The sequence below is a fragment of the Salegentibacter salarius genome (genome assembly GCF_900168265.1).
GTDB classification, from domain to species: Bacteria; Bacteroidota; Bacteroidia; order Flavobacteriales; family Flavobacteriaceae; genus Salegentibacter; species Salegentibacter salarius.
In genome coordinates, this window is record NZ_FVZF01000031.1 from 1 (window position 1) to 16,695 (window position 16,695).

Genomic DNA, 16,695 nt, shown 5'->3' on the forward strand with positions numbered 1-16,695 from the left:
GAAGAGGCGTTCTCAATAAGTACCTCTTTGAAGATCTAAATCAGGTAAGGGAACAAACCGAGACCTGGATGGAAGATTACAACAATGTAAGACCACATAATGCACTGGGAAAAATGGCCCCCGTAACATACGCAAAAACTCATTCTCCTGGCGGTACCGCCAGGAGAATGAAAAATGATATTTTTAGACAATCAAGCAGTTCTAATTAGGGGCAGCTTACATGATATAGAGGTGAAAAAGAGGATTCAAGTGTCATAAAATATTAGTCTAAATAAATTATAATTTGAAAAGTTTTTGTTTATGAAAATTTTTCATGGAAATAACCAGTTTCCTGCCGTTCAAGTTGTTGATAGAATATGACGTTTTAATAGGTAATTCTTAAAAATTTTAACAAATAAGGTTTGTTTGTACGATTCTTACTTATTTATCTTTGTCCGCGATGTAACACTAGGTTTTCTTGAGTGTTTCTAATTTCTTTTTAATTTGATCTGTCTAAATAGATAATAATTTGAATAGAAATTTAAGTTAAAATTAAGAGTTGAATAGGATTGAGAATGTGACTCACTGTGGCGAAGCCTTACTCAGTTTTTAGTTATATTAAAAGACAATGAACAACTCATTACTGACAAAGGAATAAACCCAAATCTATCGTCAACTGTCTACCGCCTAATAAAAAAACCTGCAACTTGTTTGTAAATCGAGATCAATTAACTCAAGCTTTCGCTACACCCTACTTGGCGAAAATTAAAAATGTTTATGGTGTAATCCAATCGTATTTCCGCGAAAAAAATCTAGAGTTTTATTATTAGAGATTAGCGTTCTTAGAGTTGTTTTATGAAACACTCATAGCTTATCAAAACATTTTTAGGATATCCTATGTAGTATTATTTTTTTTTCATTCACAATCAAGAAACTGGGCTTAAATTTTTGAACTTGTTGTTATAGTAATAGTAAATTTAGGCTTTATTAAAAGTATTTTAGTTGTTGTACAAGCTAAGCTAGCTGCCGGTTTTAAATAAAAAATATTCGATCAGAATATTTTAAAAATAAATCAAAACTAATTTAATTACATTATAGAATAAATGTCAGAAAAATCTGAAAAAAGAATAATGATATATGTTTCAAATTGGTTGGGTACCTCCGAAACTTTTATATTTAATCAGCTCGGAGCCTTTTCTGGATCACTTTGCCCAGTGATAGTGGCTACTAATAAAAATGATAATGACAATATATTAAATTCATCAAGTTTTTATCTTCATTTTTTGCCAATTGATAAATTTCACTTTCTGAATGGGATAATTAAACGGAAATTACATATCCCAGGAAATAGATACAAAGCCTCCCGTACCCAACAAAAAAAAATATATAAAGTGATTAATTCGAATAAGGTAGAATTGATCCATGCTCATTATGGTACAATGGGAATAAATATTCTTCCTGCGGCAAAAAAAATGGAACTACCGTTAATTACAACTTTTCACGGCAATGATGCTTCTAAAATGCTGAAAAAGAGAGCTTATAGAAAGAGTTTGAAATATCTTTTTGATTATGAAAATAGTTACATTATTGCTGTTTCAAATAAAATGAAAGATAGGTTAATAGAATTAGGAGCTAAAAAAGAAAGAATTCAGAGCCATTATATAGGCACGGATTTGTCCCGTTTTAAATTTGAAGAGCGAGTTGATGTTAGGCAAAAATTGCTAACAAAAGAAAAAATAATTTTTTTGCAAATATCAAATTTTGTGGAAAAAAAGGGACATCGAGATACAATTAAAGCTTTCAAAATTGTAAGTCTCAAGTTTCCCAATTTGTTACTTAAATTAGGAGGTGATGGCCAGACTAGAAATGAATGTGAAGATTTAGTAAAAAGCCTAGAGCTTGAAAATAAGGTTCAGTTCTTAGGACGTGTAAATCCTAATAAAGTCTATGGCCTTATGAAAACTGCCGATTATTTTATTCATAATAGTGTAACCGGGGATGATGGTTCAGAAGAAGGTATTCCAACAGTAATCATGGAGGCTATGGCTACAGGCTTGCCTGTTCTAACCACTTTTCACGCAGGTATCCCTGAACTCGTTATAGATGAGAAAACAGGATTTCTGTCCAGAGAAAAAAACATACAGGATTATGTGACTAATTTTGAAAAGGCACTTCATATCGACTCTAGGGAAATTGGTCGCAGGGCTTATGAACACGTGAAAAAGAACTTTAACTTGAATCTTCAAAATAAGAAATTAAGGGGGGTTTACGATAATTTCTTAGGTAAGTCATCAAAGGTTTAAATAATCGCTATTAATTTTTAAGTGATAAACTTGATGAACGATGTCTTTTAAAAAACAAGTGGCTTCTGGTGTGAAGTGGACCACCATTGGAACGGTTGTGATTGCTCTCAGCGCTTTGCTGAAAATCTCTATCCTGACTCGGTTTTTAGATAAAGAGGACTTTGGTCTTATGGCTATACTGACCTTCATTATTGGTTTTATGAACCTATTTAACGATATGGGGTTGACCTCGGCTATTTTACATAAGCGGAATATATCAAAAGAAGAGTATGGAAGTTTGTATTGGCTAAATCTATTTATTAGTGCTGTTATTTTTAGTGTTTTATGCTTACTTGCAACATTTGTTAGTTCCTTTTACAAACAGCCAGAGCTGGAAATTCTGATACCACTTTTAGGTTTAAATTTATTGTTTTCGGGAGTAGGTATGATGTTTAAGACCATAGAGCAAAAAAATCTTCTTTTTAGGGAAATAACAATAATAGAAATAATTGGAGCTGTTTTTTCGCTTGGCTGCGCTGTTATTTTGGCCATGAATGATTTTGGGATATACTCTCTGGTTTACTCCGCATTGTTACAGTTTATAATCAATAATTTATTTTATTTCGTTTTAGGTATAAAAAAATATGGGTTATTATTTCATTTTAATTTTTCAGACACTAGACCTTTTTTGAAAATAGGGATATATCAAGTGGGAGGACAGGCTATAAACTATTTTAATAGAGATTTAGATATATTAATAATAGGGAAAATGTTTAGTCCTGAATTACTGGGAGGATACAGTTTAGCAAAGCAACTTGTGACGCGACCTATGCAGATTTTAAACCCGATTATATCTAAAGTTGCGGCCCCTACTTTAGCAAAATTTCAGGATAATATTCAAAATTTAAAAAGAAATTATCTCAAGTTAATTAATGTTATAGCCGCATTAAATATTCCTGTTTATATTTTAGTGATCATTTTCGCACCATGGATTATAGAATTATTGTATGGAAGTGGTTTTGATGATATTACAAGTTTAGTAAGAATTCTTTCAATTTATATGATAATTAGATCTGTTAGTAGTCCCGTGGGAAGTTTAGTGATTGCTACAGGAAGAACAGATTTAGAGTTTTACTGGAATATATTCACAATTTTAGTAACGCCGTTATGTATATATATTGGGGCACAATTTGGAATTGTAGGTGCAGCAGCTGGAATCACTGCTTCTATTCTTCTACTGTTCATACCTAGTTGGAAAATATTAATTAATAATATAACTGGAGTTAGTTTTATAGAATACAGTAAAGCAATTTTGCATTTACGATATAGGACTTTAATAAATAGTTTAAAATAGACTTTATGGTTAAAGTTTTAATTATCACAAATTTGTTACCGATTCCTGAGATTGAAGCTAAAAAGAATGAAAATGATATTCTATTTATTACTGAAGATCAGGTAAAAAGGAATTATCCTGAAACCATTTTTAAATATTTATATATAGTGCCTAAAGCCAATATAACTCTGGCTAAAGTCTCCAGTAGGTGGGCTTCTTATTATAGTTTAGAAAGAAAAGGTGAAAGCAAAATAAAGGGGAGAATTATAAGTGTTCTAGGTATTGTGCAATTACCTAAAGTTACACCATTTAGAACTTTATTATACGATATAAGTCTTTATCTAAATAGAAAATTTATAAGAAAATTAATAGAGGAGTATAGGCCTACAATTTTGCACGCGCAAAACTCAGATGTTGATGCTTACATAGCAAAAAAAGTGAGTGAAAAATATGATATACCTTACGTAGTTACGCTTAGAGGATTAAACAGAGCCTCAGATGCTGTGGTTAAAACTAATATCAATTCGGCCAAAAAATTAGTAGCCATAAGTCCAACACAACTTAATCAAGCAGGAAAGCTTACTAATAAACAAGTTCAGCTAATTCCCCATGGAGTTCAGGAAAGTTTTTTTAATAATCCTTCTTCCAGGCCGCTTTCTTCTAAATTAAAATTAATTTCAGTATGCCGATTGCTGAAATTAAAAAATTTGGATTCAGTGATAGTAGCTCTTTCATATTTAAAAGAGGATTACGTTTTTGATATTTATGGGGAAGGACCAGAAATGAAAAATTTAAATTCACTTATTGAGAAATTGGGGCTGTGTGATAAAATTCACCTCAAAGGTTTGGTTCCTCATTCTAAACTGCTGGAAGTTTTTAAATTATACGACTTATTTATTATGCCAAGTTTTCCAGAAACTTTAGGTAGAGTATATTTTGAAGCTATGGCTTCTGGACTTCCGGTTATAGGATCTAAAAATACTGGAATAGACGGTATTATAAGTAATGGAGAAGAAGGTTTTTTAATAGAGCCGCAGGATGAGGATGAGTTGCAATCTGTGCTAATTTATGCAAATAATAATCGGCTTCATTTACGAGTAATGGGAGAGAATGCTTTCAATCTAGCTCAAAAATATTCTTGGCAAACAATTATTCCAAAACTTCAGGAAATATATTCTTGCTAGATTAAAGGATATTTAAAAATAATCATAGAGGTGGAATATTTTTCAACATACATTATTTATTTAGGATTATTATCGGGAATAATTCTTCTATTGTTAACTAAAAAGCAGGTTTTTGCTCCTGTGGAGGGCGGTATTTTGGAGTCATATAATAAATTGAATCTTCAAGACTACTTTATCCTAATTTTATTAGTTACTATAGTAGGATTAAGATATAATGTTGGGGTTGATTGGCCGGCCTACAAAGAATATTTTGAAGATTTTGATTTATATAAAAATTTATCTTTTCAGGATCAAACAATGGAAGTGGGATATTACCTTATCAACTATTTCGCAAATTACATTGGCGGTGGGTATATTCTAGTTTTTTCAATTGCTGCATGTGTAAGTTGGTTTTTTGTTCTTAAAAGTGTTCCTGCTAAACTATTACCTCTAATTATTTTTTTTATTTTTTCTGATGGTTATTTTTTTTGGTCTATGAACGGAGTAAGACAATTTATTGCAGTGGCAATTTTTGCTTATTCTATAAAATTTATATTAAGCAAAAAGTTTTTAAATTATTTTCTATTTATAATCCTGGCTGCTTTATTTCATCAAAGTGCTATCTTATTAATACCGCTATTCTTTATTCCATACGAGCGGGTGTTTAAACAAAAATGGTGGATGATTGTCTTTGGAATCTCCTTTGTTTTTTCGGGTACACCTTTGATCCTCTCTGCACTTCCTAAAATATTTAAAGTAATTTCTGAATTTGTACCATTTTTAGCCGGCTATAACAGCTATTTTGATTCACAATATTACGAGGCAAGAGAATTAACAGGTACGGGCCTAGGTTATTATTTTAGGATTTTAATTAGCTTTGTCCTTTTAATTTTCAGCAAGCCTTTAATTCAGAAATATCCAGAAACGCGAGTATATTTTGTTCTATTTTTCCTAGGTGTAATTATATATAATCTGTTTTTTAGTTTTCAAATTGTAGAGCGTTTCACTACTTATTTTTTATTTTTGAGAGCTTATTTATTAGGTTTTTTGGTCTATTATCTATATAAGAGTAGAACCTTTAATTTTATTGGTTTAGGTATCCTAGTAATATATTTTATTTTATTTTGGTCAGATATCTATACTTCTGCAAATGATTGCTGTCCATACCAAATCTCTATTTAATTAATACCGGAAGTAATACAAAGTGAAATTATTAGTAATATGTAATGACTTTTCATACACAAAAGTTCATAGTAATCTTAGCAGAGAGCTTGACGAAAAAGGAGTTAGGCAGGTTATCTATCATCCTTTAAGAAATGAAGGAAATATTGGAGTTAATGGGATAGAATTTAAGACCTTAAATTCTAAAATTATTTATTCTGGAAAATTAAAAAAGCATCACAAATTTCTATTTGAATCAAAAGTTAAGTTCCTTTATAAGGATCTTATATCGAAAATTGACCCAGAAAGTTTTACTAATATTTATGCCACAACTCTTTTTAGTGACGGAACTTTAGCCTATAAGTTATTTAGAGATTATAATATTCCATATATAGTTACGATTAGGAATACTGACATTCATATTTTCTTGAAATACAGGCCTGATCTTAAAAGGTTGGCGATCAAAATTCTTTCTAATGCAAGTAAAGTGATTTTTATTAGCAAGTCGAATTATGAAAATTTTTTTAATCACAGGTTGATAAAAGGGGCGCAACATTTTAAGCAAAAGGTAGAGGTCATTAATAATGGTATAGATGATTTTTGGTTAGAAAATTATTATACAAAAGGATTTCTTCACCCTGCTACTGATATACTTTTTATAGGGAAACTTGATAGAAATAAGAATATAATAAACCTTATAAGAGGCTTTCAAAAACTAAAAAAAGAGCAACATACAATTAGACTCAATATAGTTGGTTCAGGGGGGGCGAATGATTCAAAAGTACGTGAATTAGCAAAAGAGGATCCTTCTATCAAGTTATATGGGGAGATAAATTCTAAAGAGAAACTTCTTCAAATATTTAGAAAAAATCATTTTTTTGCTATGGTCTCACATAGGGAAACCTTTGGACTTGTTTATATTGAAGCACTTTCCCAGGGTTTACCACTGCTTTTTTCTAAAGATCAGGGTATAGATGGAACTTTTAATGAAAAAATAGGAGTGGCTGTTGACTCTAACTCTGTTAATGGAATTTATGAGGGTCTGCGCTTCCTTACCAAAAATGTCAATCAATTCCAACAACCTCTAATTGGTCGTCAAAATTTTAGTTGGGAAAATGTGGCAAATAAGTATTTCAGAATATTTAGAGGTTCTGAAAAGCAAGAGTCTTATTAAGTAATTGTTGTATGAAACAAATTCAATGAGGGAGAATTTTCTAATTTCTATCATTACTCCTGTACATAATTGTGAAGAATATATTGCTGAAACCATTAAATCAGTACAAGAGCAGACTTATACTTTTTGGGAATTAGTATTAGTTGACGATTGCTCAAGTGATTCTTCTGTTAAAATTATTAAAGATCTTGCAAAGACAGATAATCGAATCAAACTAATTAGTAATGAAGCAAATTCTGGGCCGGCAGTCACTCGAAACAAGGGAATTAAAATCGCAAAAGGTGATTTTATTACTTTTCTAGACGGAGATGATATTTGGTATTCTAACTTTCTTCAGAATTCGTTATCCCACTGTTTGAATAATAATTATGAATTCGTTTTTGCTTCATATAAAAGATTAAATGAAGAACTCCAACCTTTATTAAATAATTTTATTGTGCCTGAGAAGGTTAATTATAACCAACTCCTAAAGGCGTGTCCAATTCCCTGTCTTACCGCTTTCATAGATATTAGAAGAATAGGGAAATTTTATATGCCTTTAATGGATAAGCGCCAGGATTGGGGACTATGGCTAGCTATTTTAAAAGAAGTTGATTATGCTTATGGGATAAAGGAGCCATTGGCAATCTATAGAATGCGAAAGAATTCAGTTTCCAGAAGCAAAAGAAATGTAATACCATATGTATGGCAGATTTACAGACAGGTAGAGGGGTTTAATATTTTACAATCTTCCTACTACTTTATGCATTGGGCATTCAATGGTTTTAAAAAATACTATATTAATATATAGAATACACCTTTTGGTATTAGTTACTTAACAGAAAGGATTTGTAACATATTAGAATTGAAAATCAATTAACATTATTTTTTAAAACATAAACTATCTAATTAATTATTCTAATCTACTTGGTCGGAATTAATTACAACTTTTAATTTATTACGGAGAATAACCAAATAAATTATATAAGGTCATTAAATGCTATTGGATAAACTTTAGGGCATTGTGCTTCATATAATAATATGATCTGGCTAAAGATCGACAATCATCAATCAAAAATCTACTGTTTATGAATATTTTAGACGAATTGGTCCTTCTGGATCTTTTTCACAGATATTATCTTTTTTTTGCAGGATGTGTATTTTTACTTGCATTTTCCCTTACTTGGTACTTTACGCCAAAAGTTCTTTGGGTAAGCAGAGAAAAGGGTTTTATGAGCTCAGTAAATCATAGGAGCTCACACAAAGATTCCATACCACCTTTTGGAGGAGTATCCTTCTTCCTGGTCCTTATATTAGTGATAAGTGTTCTGCAAGCTCTACGTACCTCGCCCACAGGTAATCACTTAATAATAGGAATTACCTTTCTATTTATGGCGGGTTTGAAGGACGATTTGGTGATTTCCTCAGCCGGGTTAAAATTAGCAAGTCAGTTATTTGCGGCAGGTTTTATTATTTTTTCTCCAGAGTTACAGCTTACAAGCCTTCATGGATTTTGGGGAATCTTTACTATTCCTATTATTATAGGATATTTTTTTAAAGGTCTTATCGTAGTAGCGCTTATCAATGCATACAACCTTATAGATGGTATAGATGGCCTTGCGGGGATTACTGGAATTGTTATCTCGCTTACTTATGCGATGGTTTTTTATGCCACAGGCCATCCTTATTTTGTATTAGTAAGCTTAACCGTAGCGGGAATTTTAACTGCTTTTTTAAGGTTCAATTTTTCCCGGGGAAAACGTAAAATGTTTATGGGAGACGGTGGAAGTTTGGTGATGGGTTTTATGATTGCTTTTTTAAGTTTAAAGATATTGGTAATGCAACCATATGAGCCATTAATGAAAGAAGGTTTTGTGCCAGAAAATAGACTGTTATTTGCCCTAGCAGTCTTATTTATTCCAATTTTTGATACACTTCGGGTTCTTGTTATTCGGTTAATTAATAGGGATAATCCGTTTGAAGCAGATCGCAATCATATGCATCACGTGTTGTTAGATAATGGTTTAAGTCATAAAAAAGCGAGTTTAGTTCTTGGTGGGGTAAACCTCTCGGTTATTATATTATATATTTTGTTAAGCCGGGATTTAAAAAGTATAGAAATGAGTATTGCAATGTTATTTGTATTCATAGTCGTTGCAGTCTTTTTTGAAACATTAAGAAAAAAGGCTATAAAGCGGGCTTGGATTTCTGAAATTTCTAAAAGCCTGGAAGGAGAAAGAACAAGCAAAGATATAATGATGGATAAAGAAAAATGGGATGGCAAGTTTCAACATTGAGTAACCTTGAGCTATATTCCTTTCAATTAATTCTTTAAATATTGTATTCTTCAGCATATTACTCTTCCTGTAACTGTATCAATTTATTAAGGAAAAATTAACATAAACTTTTATATTCGCACAAATTTTGAAAATGAATAAAATTCCCCAATTTTTTAGATTATCTCTCATAGGTTTTCTCCTTATCAGCTTAGCTTCCTCATGCGTTTCAAGACAAGAAGTTGTTTATTTTCAGGGATTAGAAAAAGCTGAAGCACATATGGATAAGCAAAGAGAAACTAGTTTAAAAATTAAACCTAATGATTTGCTTACAATAAGTGTTTCAGCACCAGAACAAGCAGCGGCTTTACCTTTTAATCTTCCTGTAGTCGGAGTGCCTCAAGGCGGTATGAATACGGGAATGACAGTTAATGGACGACAACAATTACAAACTTACCTTGTAGAAGAGAATGGTAAAATAGATTTCCCCGTTCTAGGTGAGATTTCAGTAGAAGGTCTTAGTCAACAACAATTGGCTTCAAAACTTAAAAAAAGTATTAAACGCTATGTGCAAGCTCCTATTGTAAATGTTAGGGTGGTTAATTTTCAAATTAGTGTTTTAGGAGAAGTAAACCGTCCCGGTACTTTCGATGTTCAAGATGCCTATTTTACCTTGCCCCAGGCATTAGGTTTGGCCGGAGATTTAAGCATATACGGAAAACGGAATAATATTTTAGTGATGCGAGAAGAAGGTGGCACTACTACTCATGCCTATTTAGACCTAGGCAACGCAGATATTATTAATTCTCCATATTATTATTTGCAACAAAACGATGTAATTTATGTAGAGCCCAACGCTCCACAACGTCAAAGTGCCAGTTATAACCGGAATGCTGGAGTATACATATCAATCGCTTCAGTATTAGTTTCTGTGGCTGTACTATTAACTAGATAAACTTATGTCTCAACAATCAAATACACATATAAGCTCCCAGGGAGAAGGAATAGATCTACGGGAAGAAATCGATAAATATTTACGTTTCTGGCCCTGGTTTATCATCGGGGTAGTTTTTTGTATCACCGTTGCTCTGGTGTATATAAAATATACCACTGCAAAGTATAGTACCACTGCAAGTGTCATAATCAAAGACGAAGAGGGAAAGGGACCATCTTCTGAGATGGCTGCATTTGCTGATCTTGGCCTATTAGGCGGAATGGGGGCTAGCAGTATAGAAAATGAGATTGGTATATTAAGATCCAAAACTTTAATGACTCAAACTATTGAAGCTTTGAATCTTAATATAACGTATTTTGAAGAGAAGACATTAGGTAGCGAAGAGCTATATAATGAAATTCCATTCAAAGTAATTTTCCTAAAATTAGAAGAAGAAAAACTGCAGGATGCTATAAAAAATGATTTGGGGAATGCTTACTTTATCAACCCTGGATCCGGTAAAAATTTTCAGTTAATTAACACTGAAACTAATAAAGTATCTAAAGGAGAATTTGGTACTCCTATGGATATTGATTTTGCTACTATAATAATTAAAAGAACAAATCTAACACAAGGAAATGCTGGGAAGATAACAGTTCGGTTTAGTCCTGTAGAAGATGTTGTTGCAAAGTACAGAGAAGAAGTTCAGATCTATTTAATAGATAAGAATTCCAGCTTATTGGAGTTAAGTCTAATAGATCCAGTAAAGAAAAAAGCTCAGGATATTCTAGATCAGTTAGTTCTTGAATATAATCAGCAGGCAATCGAAGATAAAAACCTGGTAGCCACAAATACGGCAAAATTTATAGATGAAAGACTTGCTATTATCAACCAGGAACTGGATTCGGTAGAGGTAGGAAAAGAGGAATTTAAAAAAGCTAACCAGCTTACTAATATAGAAGCTGAATCTGAGATGTTTATTGAAAATGCGAGTGACTATAAAAAACGCCAGCAAGAGGTTGGAACTCAACTGGAACTAGCAAATGCAATGATCACTTACCTGGAAACAGGAGGAAATTCAGATCTTTTACCTGCCAATTTAGGAATCCAGGAAACTGGGGTAAACGAACTTATTGGAGAATACAATACTCTAGTTCTTGAACGTAACAGGATTTTAAGTGGCTCTACAGAAGAAAACCCGGTAGTTCTACGATTAAATTCTCAAGTTGAACAAATGAGGAATAACGTAATGCAAAGTCTTGAGAGGATGCGCAATAACTTCAGAATTGCTCAAAAAGATCTGGATCGTCAGGCAGCGATTATTGGTTCACAAATATCTTCAGTGCCATCAAAAGAAAGAAAATATAGAGGGATTGAGAGGCAGCAGAATATCAAAGAAGCACTTTATTTGTTTTTACTTGAAAAGAGAGAAGAGAATTCTTTGTCCCTGGCGGTTACTGCACCTAAGGCAAAGATTGTAGATAGTGCCTATAGTGCGTCTGAACCGGTCTCCCCAAAATCCAAAATTATATTATTAGGTAGTTTAATTTTGGGACTTTTAATTCCATTTCTGATTATTTATTTGAAAAATATATTGAATAACAAACTGAAAAGTAGAGATGATTTGGAAAAATTGGCTGGAGAAATACCAATAGTAGGTGAAATTCCAAGAGTGGAAAAGAAGAATAGTGAGATGGTCTTAAAGAACGACCGCAGTATTCTTGCTGAAGCCTTTAGAATATTGCATACTAATTTACAATATCTTCTAGTTAACTCTACAGAGAAAGAAGGAGGAAATACAATTTTTGTTACATCAACAGTAAAAGGAGAAGGGAAGACCTTGGTTTCTTTTAATCTGGCCGTTACTTTGGCAAATACCAATAAAAAAGTATTGATTGTAGGTGCCGATCTTCGGAACCCTCAACTACAACGATTTGAAAAAGATGCGAGAGCACATATTGGTGTGAGTGATTACCTCGCCAATGATGGTCTTAAGCTTAAAGATTTGATAAGGGAGTCCAATACCGATAATTCTAATTTAGAACTCTTACCATCAGGAACTATTCCCCCAAATCCATCTGAATTATGGAGAAGGCAAAAAACCGGTGAAATGTTTAAGGAACTGGAACAAATGTACGATTATGTGATTGTAGATACCGCCCCATCTTTATTGGTGACCGATACTTTTCTGATCAATAAATGGGCAGACATTATTTTGTATGTTACCAGGGCGGGACATACAGAAAAGAAACTGTTACAATTTGCGGTTGATGCTAAAAAGGAAGGCAAATTTCATGATCTTAGCTTTGTACTGAACGATGTGAAATGGGCTAACTTCGGATATGGGAATAAATATGGATATGCCTACGGAGAAGAAAAGAAATCATTTTTCAAGCGTCTTTTGGGTAAAGCAGCAGTGTACTAAATTATTTTACCTTTCATTTTTAGGATTAATTGCCCGAATGCTAGAGTTCTTATATGGTATTTTTTTAATACTTAAAAAAATCAATTACTATTAATGCTTAAAAAATTAGCCTTACTAGGCCTTTTTAGCTTTCTGTCTCTCCAAGCCATTGCTCAATGGGATTATAACGGTTCATTGAACTTTAATGCGTATGTACATGATGGGGAATTACAAAGACTTCCCTTCTGGATTTATCATAACCAGCGTGGACGGATCTCTGAAAATACAAAAGTTTCTGGCTGGATTTCAGCAAATGCTTCTAAAGGATTCAGAAATGGAAATTCTTTAGAGATTGGAGCAGGGATTCTATACCAGGATGGAATTAGCGATGAAATTTTCCTGGATGAAATTTATGCTGCTTATAATAACAACTGGTTAGAAGCCGTAATTGGTAGAAAACAGGAAGAAGTACTTTATGAAGGTTTAAGTGCTACCAATGAAAGCATCTTATGGTCGCTAAATGCCAGGCCTATGCCTGGGATATCTTTGGCTACAAACAGAACCATCTTTTTTAGTTCGGAATCAGCCTTTGGTTTTGAAGCGCATTGGAGCGATTATTTGATGGGAGAAGATCGCTTTGTGAAAAATGCACGTTTGCATCATAAAGGTTTTAAATTAGTTTATCGTCCCAGTCCTGATTTTGAAGTGAAAGCAGGGATTCGCCATTTTGCCCAATGGGCAGGTGATTCACCGGAATCTGGTCCACAACCTGATGGATTTTCCGATTATATTAAAGTAATTACTGGAAGAGAAGGTGGCGAAAATGCAGTGGGAGGCGATCAAATAAATGTTTTAGGCAATCATTTAGGAACTTATGAATTGGAAATAAGAAAAAGACTTTCTCCTGAAATGCAACTCAACTTCATATACAATCATATGTTCGAAGATGGCACCGGCAGCCGATTTGCTAATTTTCCCGATGGCCGCTATGGGTTTTTCCTGGATTTTGATGACAATCGCCGTCTGATCAATGGTATTTTATATGAGTTCTATTATACGCGGAATCAAAGTATCAATTCCAGTGCACCACATAAGAATGATAATTACTTAAATAATTTTCTGACATATCATTCCGGATTTACTTACGAAGGTAGAATTATAGGTCTTCCATTTTTTACTTACGATGAGGAATTAGACCGGGTTGTAAATAATAAGTTTAGTGCACATCACATAGGGATCTCCGGGAGTTTTTCTAATTATTTTGAGAGTTACCCGTGGAAGCTATTGATGAGTTTTTCTCATAATGAAGGTAGGTATGGGAGACATTTCACGCCTAACCAGGATGTTTATTCAGGATTGTTCGATATTAATTTATTACAGTCTTTTGTCCAGTTAAATGTGCAATTAGGTCTGGAGGTAAGCAATGTAGCCGAACCACTTTATGGAGCAGGAATAAATTTAAGAAAGGAATTTTAGTCTGCTAAGTATGTTAATGTAAGGATTCAACTTTCTCAATAAGATGTATAAAACGTATTAAAATTAAGAATTACATCCCATCAAACAAACTGGAAATTATTATAAGCAAGGCTTGAAATAGTTCAAACTACTTACCGCCAGAACTCATGAAATTCTCTTACTTATCAAAACCACGCAATTCAAAATTGCGTGGTTTTTTGTTTATAAGCCTTTTTTTAGCAATACTAGCATGGATATAAAATCTTAATTAATAGCTTTTTAACAGCTGCTTTGTCTTATTTGTGATAAATTAAAAGGAAAGATCTTAGACCTGATCTGGATCTGAGTACAATCCAAAAAACACGATCACATGACCACCAAAGAAGAAATGATTGAAGAGCAGTTGAAAGGAAGGGATATTAACAATCCTAAAGTTCTACAGGCAATGCTATATACCGATCGCAGTCTCTTTGTTCCGGAAGATCTACAACATCTTACCTATGCCGATGGTCCTTTACCTATTGGGAAATCACAAACCATCAGTCAGCCCTATATCGTTGCTTATATGGCCCAGATCCTGGACCTAAAAAAGAAAGATAAGGTTTTAGAGATTGGTACAGGATGCGGTTATAATGCAGCTGTACTTAGCCGGCTGGCCGGGGAAATTTATTCAATAGAGATCATCGAATGGCTGGGTAAACTGGCAATAGAAAATCTTAATAAAACAGACCGGAAAAATATCCATATCCTGCTAGGTGATGGGTATAAAGGCTGGCCGGAAGAAGCTCCTTTTGATGCTATAGAATTAACCGCTGCGCCTGCTAAAATCCCTGAAACTTTAAAGAAGCAGTTAAAAGTAGGAGGGAAATTGCTAAGCCCGGTAGGTATTAATAGCCAGAAACTGGTTCTCATTGAACGCATTGCTGAAGATGAATACCGGGAAGAAAATCTTATTATGGTTTCCTTCGTTCCCATGACCGGGAAGGTGCAAAGATCTAAATAAACATCCTTTCTATAGCTTGGTAGAACCAATGTCAGTTCTCAAAATAAAATGAATTACTGGAAAACAAATAATGATGAAAAATTCAATTATAGAAACTCTAAAGAATAATAAAAAGGATTTTGAAAGTTCGGCAGATCTAGAGCCGCTCATTGATAAGCTCAAGAACAGGAAAGTGGTTATGCTTGGGGAAGCTTCTCATGGCACGCATGAATATTACCAGTGGAGAGCCCGTATTTCAAAAAGACTTCTGGAAGAACATGGATTTGATTTTGTGGTGGTTGAAGGAGACTGGCCTCCCTGTTATCAGCTTAACAGGCATATTAAAAATTATGAAGAAGCTGGAAATACCCTTGAAATCCTTAAAGAATTTAAGCGCTGGCCAAGTTGGATGTGGGCTAACTGGGAAGTAAAGGAATTTGCCGAATGGCTTAAAGGACTTAATAAGGATCTTGCTGCCGATAAGCGTAAGGGATTTTACGGCCTGGATGTTTACAGCCTATGGGAATCACTGGATGCGATTATGGAGTACTTAAAAAAAGAAGATCCTGTTACTCTGGAAACTGCAAAAGAAGCTATGCAATGTTTTGAGCCACATCGTGATGGGGAAGGAGATGGACAGCGTTACGCCATGTCAACAAGAATGGTTCCGGAAGGTTGCCGTAATGAGGTATGTGAAATGCTGGTAGAAATTCGAAATAAAGCTATTGGTTACAATTATGATAAAGAAAACGTTTTTAGTACAGAGCAGAATGCATTGGTAGCTAAAAATGCCGAGGAATATTATCGCGTTATGGTACAGGGAGGCGCCTCTACCTGGAATTTAAGAGACCAGCATATGATGGATACTTTAAATAATTTACTGGAATTTCACGGGAGCGATGCTAAAGGTATAGTATGGGCGCATAATACGCATATTGGTGATGCTTCTTATACAGATATGGCCGATGATGGACTTTATAATATTGGTGAACTTGCAAGGGAAGAATATGGTAAAGAACGAGTTTATTTAGTGGGGTTAGGGTCTTACCAGGGGAGCGTTTTGGCCGGGAGTTCCTGGGGCACAGAGGTACAGGAGATGCACCTGCCAAAAGCTAAAGAAAATAGTTGGGAGAATTTTTGCCACCATGCCGGCGAACAATTTTATGTTTTTTCTGAAGACTTAAAATCTAATACGAAACTGGAGAACCGCATTCCGCATCGCGCTGTGGGGGTTGTATATAATCCTGCTCACGAAAGATTTGGAAACTATGTCCCCACCGTGATTCCCGATCGGTATGATGCTTTCGTTTTTTTTGATAAATCAAAAGGATTAAATAATATCGATATAAAATCAAAAGAAAATAAAGTACCGGAAACCTATCCTTTTGGTTTTTAGAAACAAAAGTGAACCATAAAAATTTAGAGATTTTATTCAGAAAAATTAGTTCATACCATTTTGAAAAGTATCAGGGTTTAAACCTGGAAATTAGATTTTGGGATTGCTAATGTGCTGTTAAAAAGTGAATTAATGCTGTTAAATAATGCTATTATCAATTAATAATATCTAAGTAGT

At 33.6% G+C, this 16,695-nt stretch carries 13 protein-coding genes; all 13 read left to right on the plus strand.

Translation table 11 applies throughout. The features are described from left to right. On the plus strand, window positions 1–209 hold a 209-nt coding region (locus B5440_RS14225), incomplete at its 5' end, for an integrase core domain-containing protein (RefSeq protein ID WP_143533318.1). Between the two features lie 873 nt (window positions 210–1,082). After that, entirely contained in the window at window positions 1,083–2,282 is a 1,200-nt protein-coding gene (locus tag B5440_RS14230) for a glycosyltransferase (protein ID WP_070054942.1), read from the plus strand. 40 nt (window positions 2,283–2,322) lie between these two features. Then, entirely contained in the window at window positions 2,323–3,615 is a 1,293-nt protein-coding gene (locus tag B5440_RS14235; RefSeq protein WP_070054943.1) for an MOP flippase family protein, read from the plus strand. A gap of 5 nt (window positions 3,616–3,620) precedes the next feature. Further along, on the plus strand, window positions 3,621–4,778 hold the full coding sequence (locus tag B5440_RS14240) for a glycosyltransferase (RefSeq protein WP_070054944.1): 1,158 nt from the start codon (window positions 3,621–3,623) through the stop codon (window positions 4,776–4,778). A 30-nt stretch (window positions 4,779–4,808) separates the two neighbouring features. Next, window positions 4,809–5,939: an EpsG family protein gene (locus tag B5440_RS14245; RefSeq protein ID WP_157823651.1), complete on the plus strand. Its 1,131-nt coding sequence runs from the start codon at window positions 4,809–4,811 to the stop codon at window positions 5,937–5,939. Between the two features lie 22 nt (window positions 5,940–5,961). After that, window positions 5,962–7,092, plus strand: a complete 1,131-nt coding sequence (locus B5440_RS14250) for a glycosyltransferase family 4 protein (protein ID WP_070054946.1) — start codon at window positions 5,962–5,964, stop codon at window positions 7,090–7,092. A gap of 25 nt (window positions 7,093–7,117) precedes the next feature. Next, window positions 7,118–7,882, plus strand: a complete 765-nt coding sequence (locus B5440_RS14255) for a glycosyltransferase family 2 protein (RefSeq protein ID WP_070054947.1) — start codon at window positions 7,118–7,120, stop codon at window positions 7,880–7,882. 277 nt (window positions 7,883–8,159) lie between these two features. Continuing rightward, on the plus strand, window positions 8,160–9,368 hold the full coding sequence (locus B5440_RS14260; protein ID WP_070054948.1) for a glycosyltransferase family 4 protein: 1,209 nt from the start codon (window positions 8,160–8,162) through the stop codon (window positions 9,366–9,368). 133 nt (window positions 9,369–9,501) lie between these two features. Further along, on the plus strand, window positions 9,502–10,302 hold the full coding sequence (locus B5440_RS14265; protein WP_070054949.1) for a polysaccharide biosynthesis/export family protein: 801 nt from the start codon (window positions 9,502–9,504) through the stop codon (window positions 10,300–10,302). A gap of 4 nt (window positions 10,303–10,306) precedes the next feature. Further along, complete coding sequence (locus B5440_RS14270; RefSeq protein ID WP_070054950.1) at window positions 10,307–12,706, plus strand: GumC family protein; 2,400 nt, start codon at window positions 10,307–10,309, stop codon at window positions 12,704–12,706. A gap of 93 nt (window positions 12,707–12,799) precedes the next feature. After that, entirely contained in the window at window positions 12,800–14,161 is a 1,362-nt protein-coding gene (locus tag B5440_RS14275) for a capsule assembly Wzi family protein (RefSeq protein ID WP_070054951.1), read from the plus strand. Between the two features lie 349 nt (window positions 14,162–14,510). Then, a complete protein-coding gene (locus tag B5440_RS14280; protein WP_198550884.1) occupies window positions 14,511–15,143 on the plus strand; it encodes a protein-L-isoaspartate(D-aspartate) O-methyltransferase in 633 nt (210 codons plus the stop codon). Between the two features lie 73 nt (window positions 15,144–15,216). After that, a complete protein-coding gene (locus B5440_RS14285) occupies window positions 15,217–16,518 on the plus strand; it encodes an erythromycin esterase family protein (protein ID WP_070054952.1) in 1,302 nt (433 codons plus the stop codon). Window positions 16,519–16,695 lie beyond the last annotated feature (177 nt).

Coding starts and splice junctions, on each gene's coding strand:
- B5440_RS14285 (WP_070054952.1), top strand. CDS start 15,217: ATGAAAAATTCAATTATAGAAACTCTAAAGAATAATAAAAAGGATTTT.
- B5440_RS14260 (WP_070054948.1), top strand. CDS start 8,160: ATGAATATTTTAGACGAATTGGTCCTTCTGGATCTTTTTCACAGATAT.
- B5440_RS14255 (WP_070054947.1), top strand. CDS start 7,118: ATGAGGGAGAATTTTCTAATTTCTATCATTACTCCTGTACATAATTGT.
- B5440_RS14280 (WP_198550884.1), top strand. CDS start 14,511: ATGACCACCAAAGAAGAAATGATTGAAGAGCAGTTGAAAGGAAGGGAT.
- B5440_RS14240 (WP_070054944.1), top strand. CDS start 3,621: ATGGTTAAAGTTTTAATTATCACAAATTTGTTACCGATTCCTGAGATT.
- B5440_RS14270 (WP_070054950.1), top strand. CDS start 10,307: ATGTCTCAACAATCAAATACACATATAAGCTCCCAGGGAGAAGGAATA.
- B5440_RS14235 (WP_070054943.1), top strand. CDS start 2,323: ATGTCTTTTAAAAAACAAGTGGCTTCTGGTGTGAAGTGGACCACCATT.
- B5440_RS14275 (WP_070054951.1), top strand. CDS start 12,800: ATGCTTAAAAAATTAGCCTTACTAGGCCTTTTTAGCTTTCTGTCTCTC.
- B5440_RS14230 (WP_070054942.1), top strand. CDS start 1,083: ATGTCAGAAAAATCTGAAAAAAGAATAATGATATATGTTTCAAATTGG.
- B5440_RS14265 (WP_070054949.1), top strand. CDS start 9,502: ATGAATAAAATTCCCCAATTTTTTAGATTATCTCTCATAGGTTTTCTC.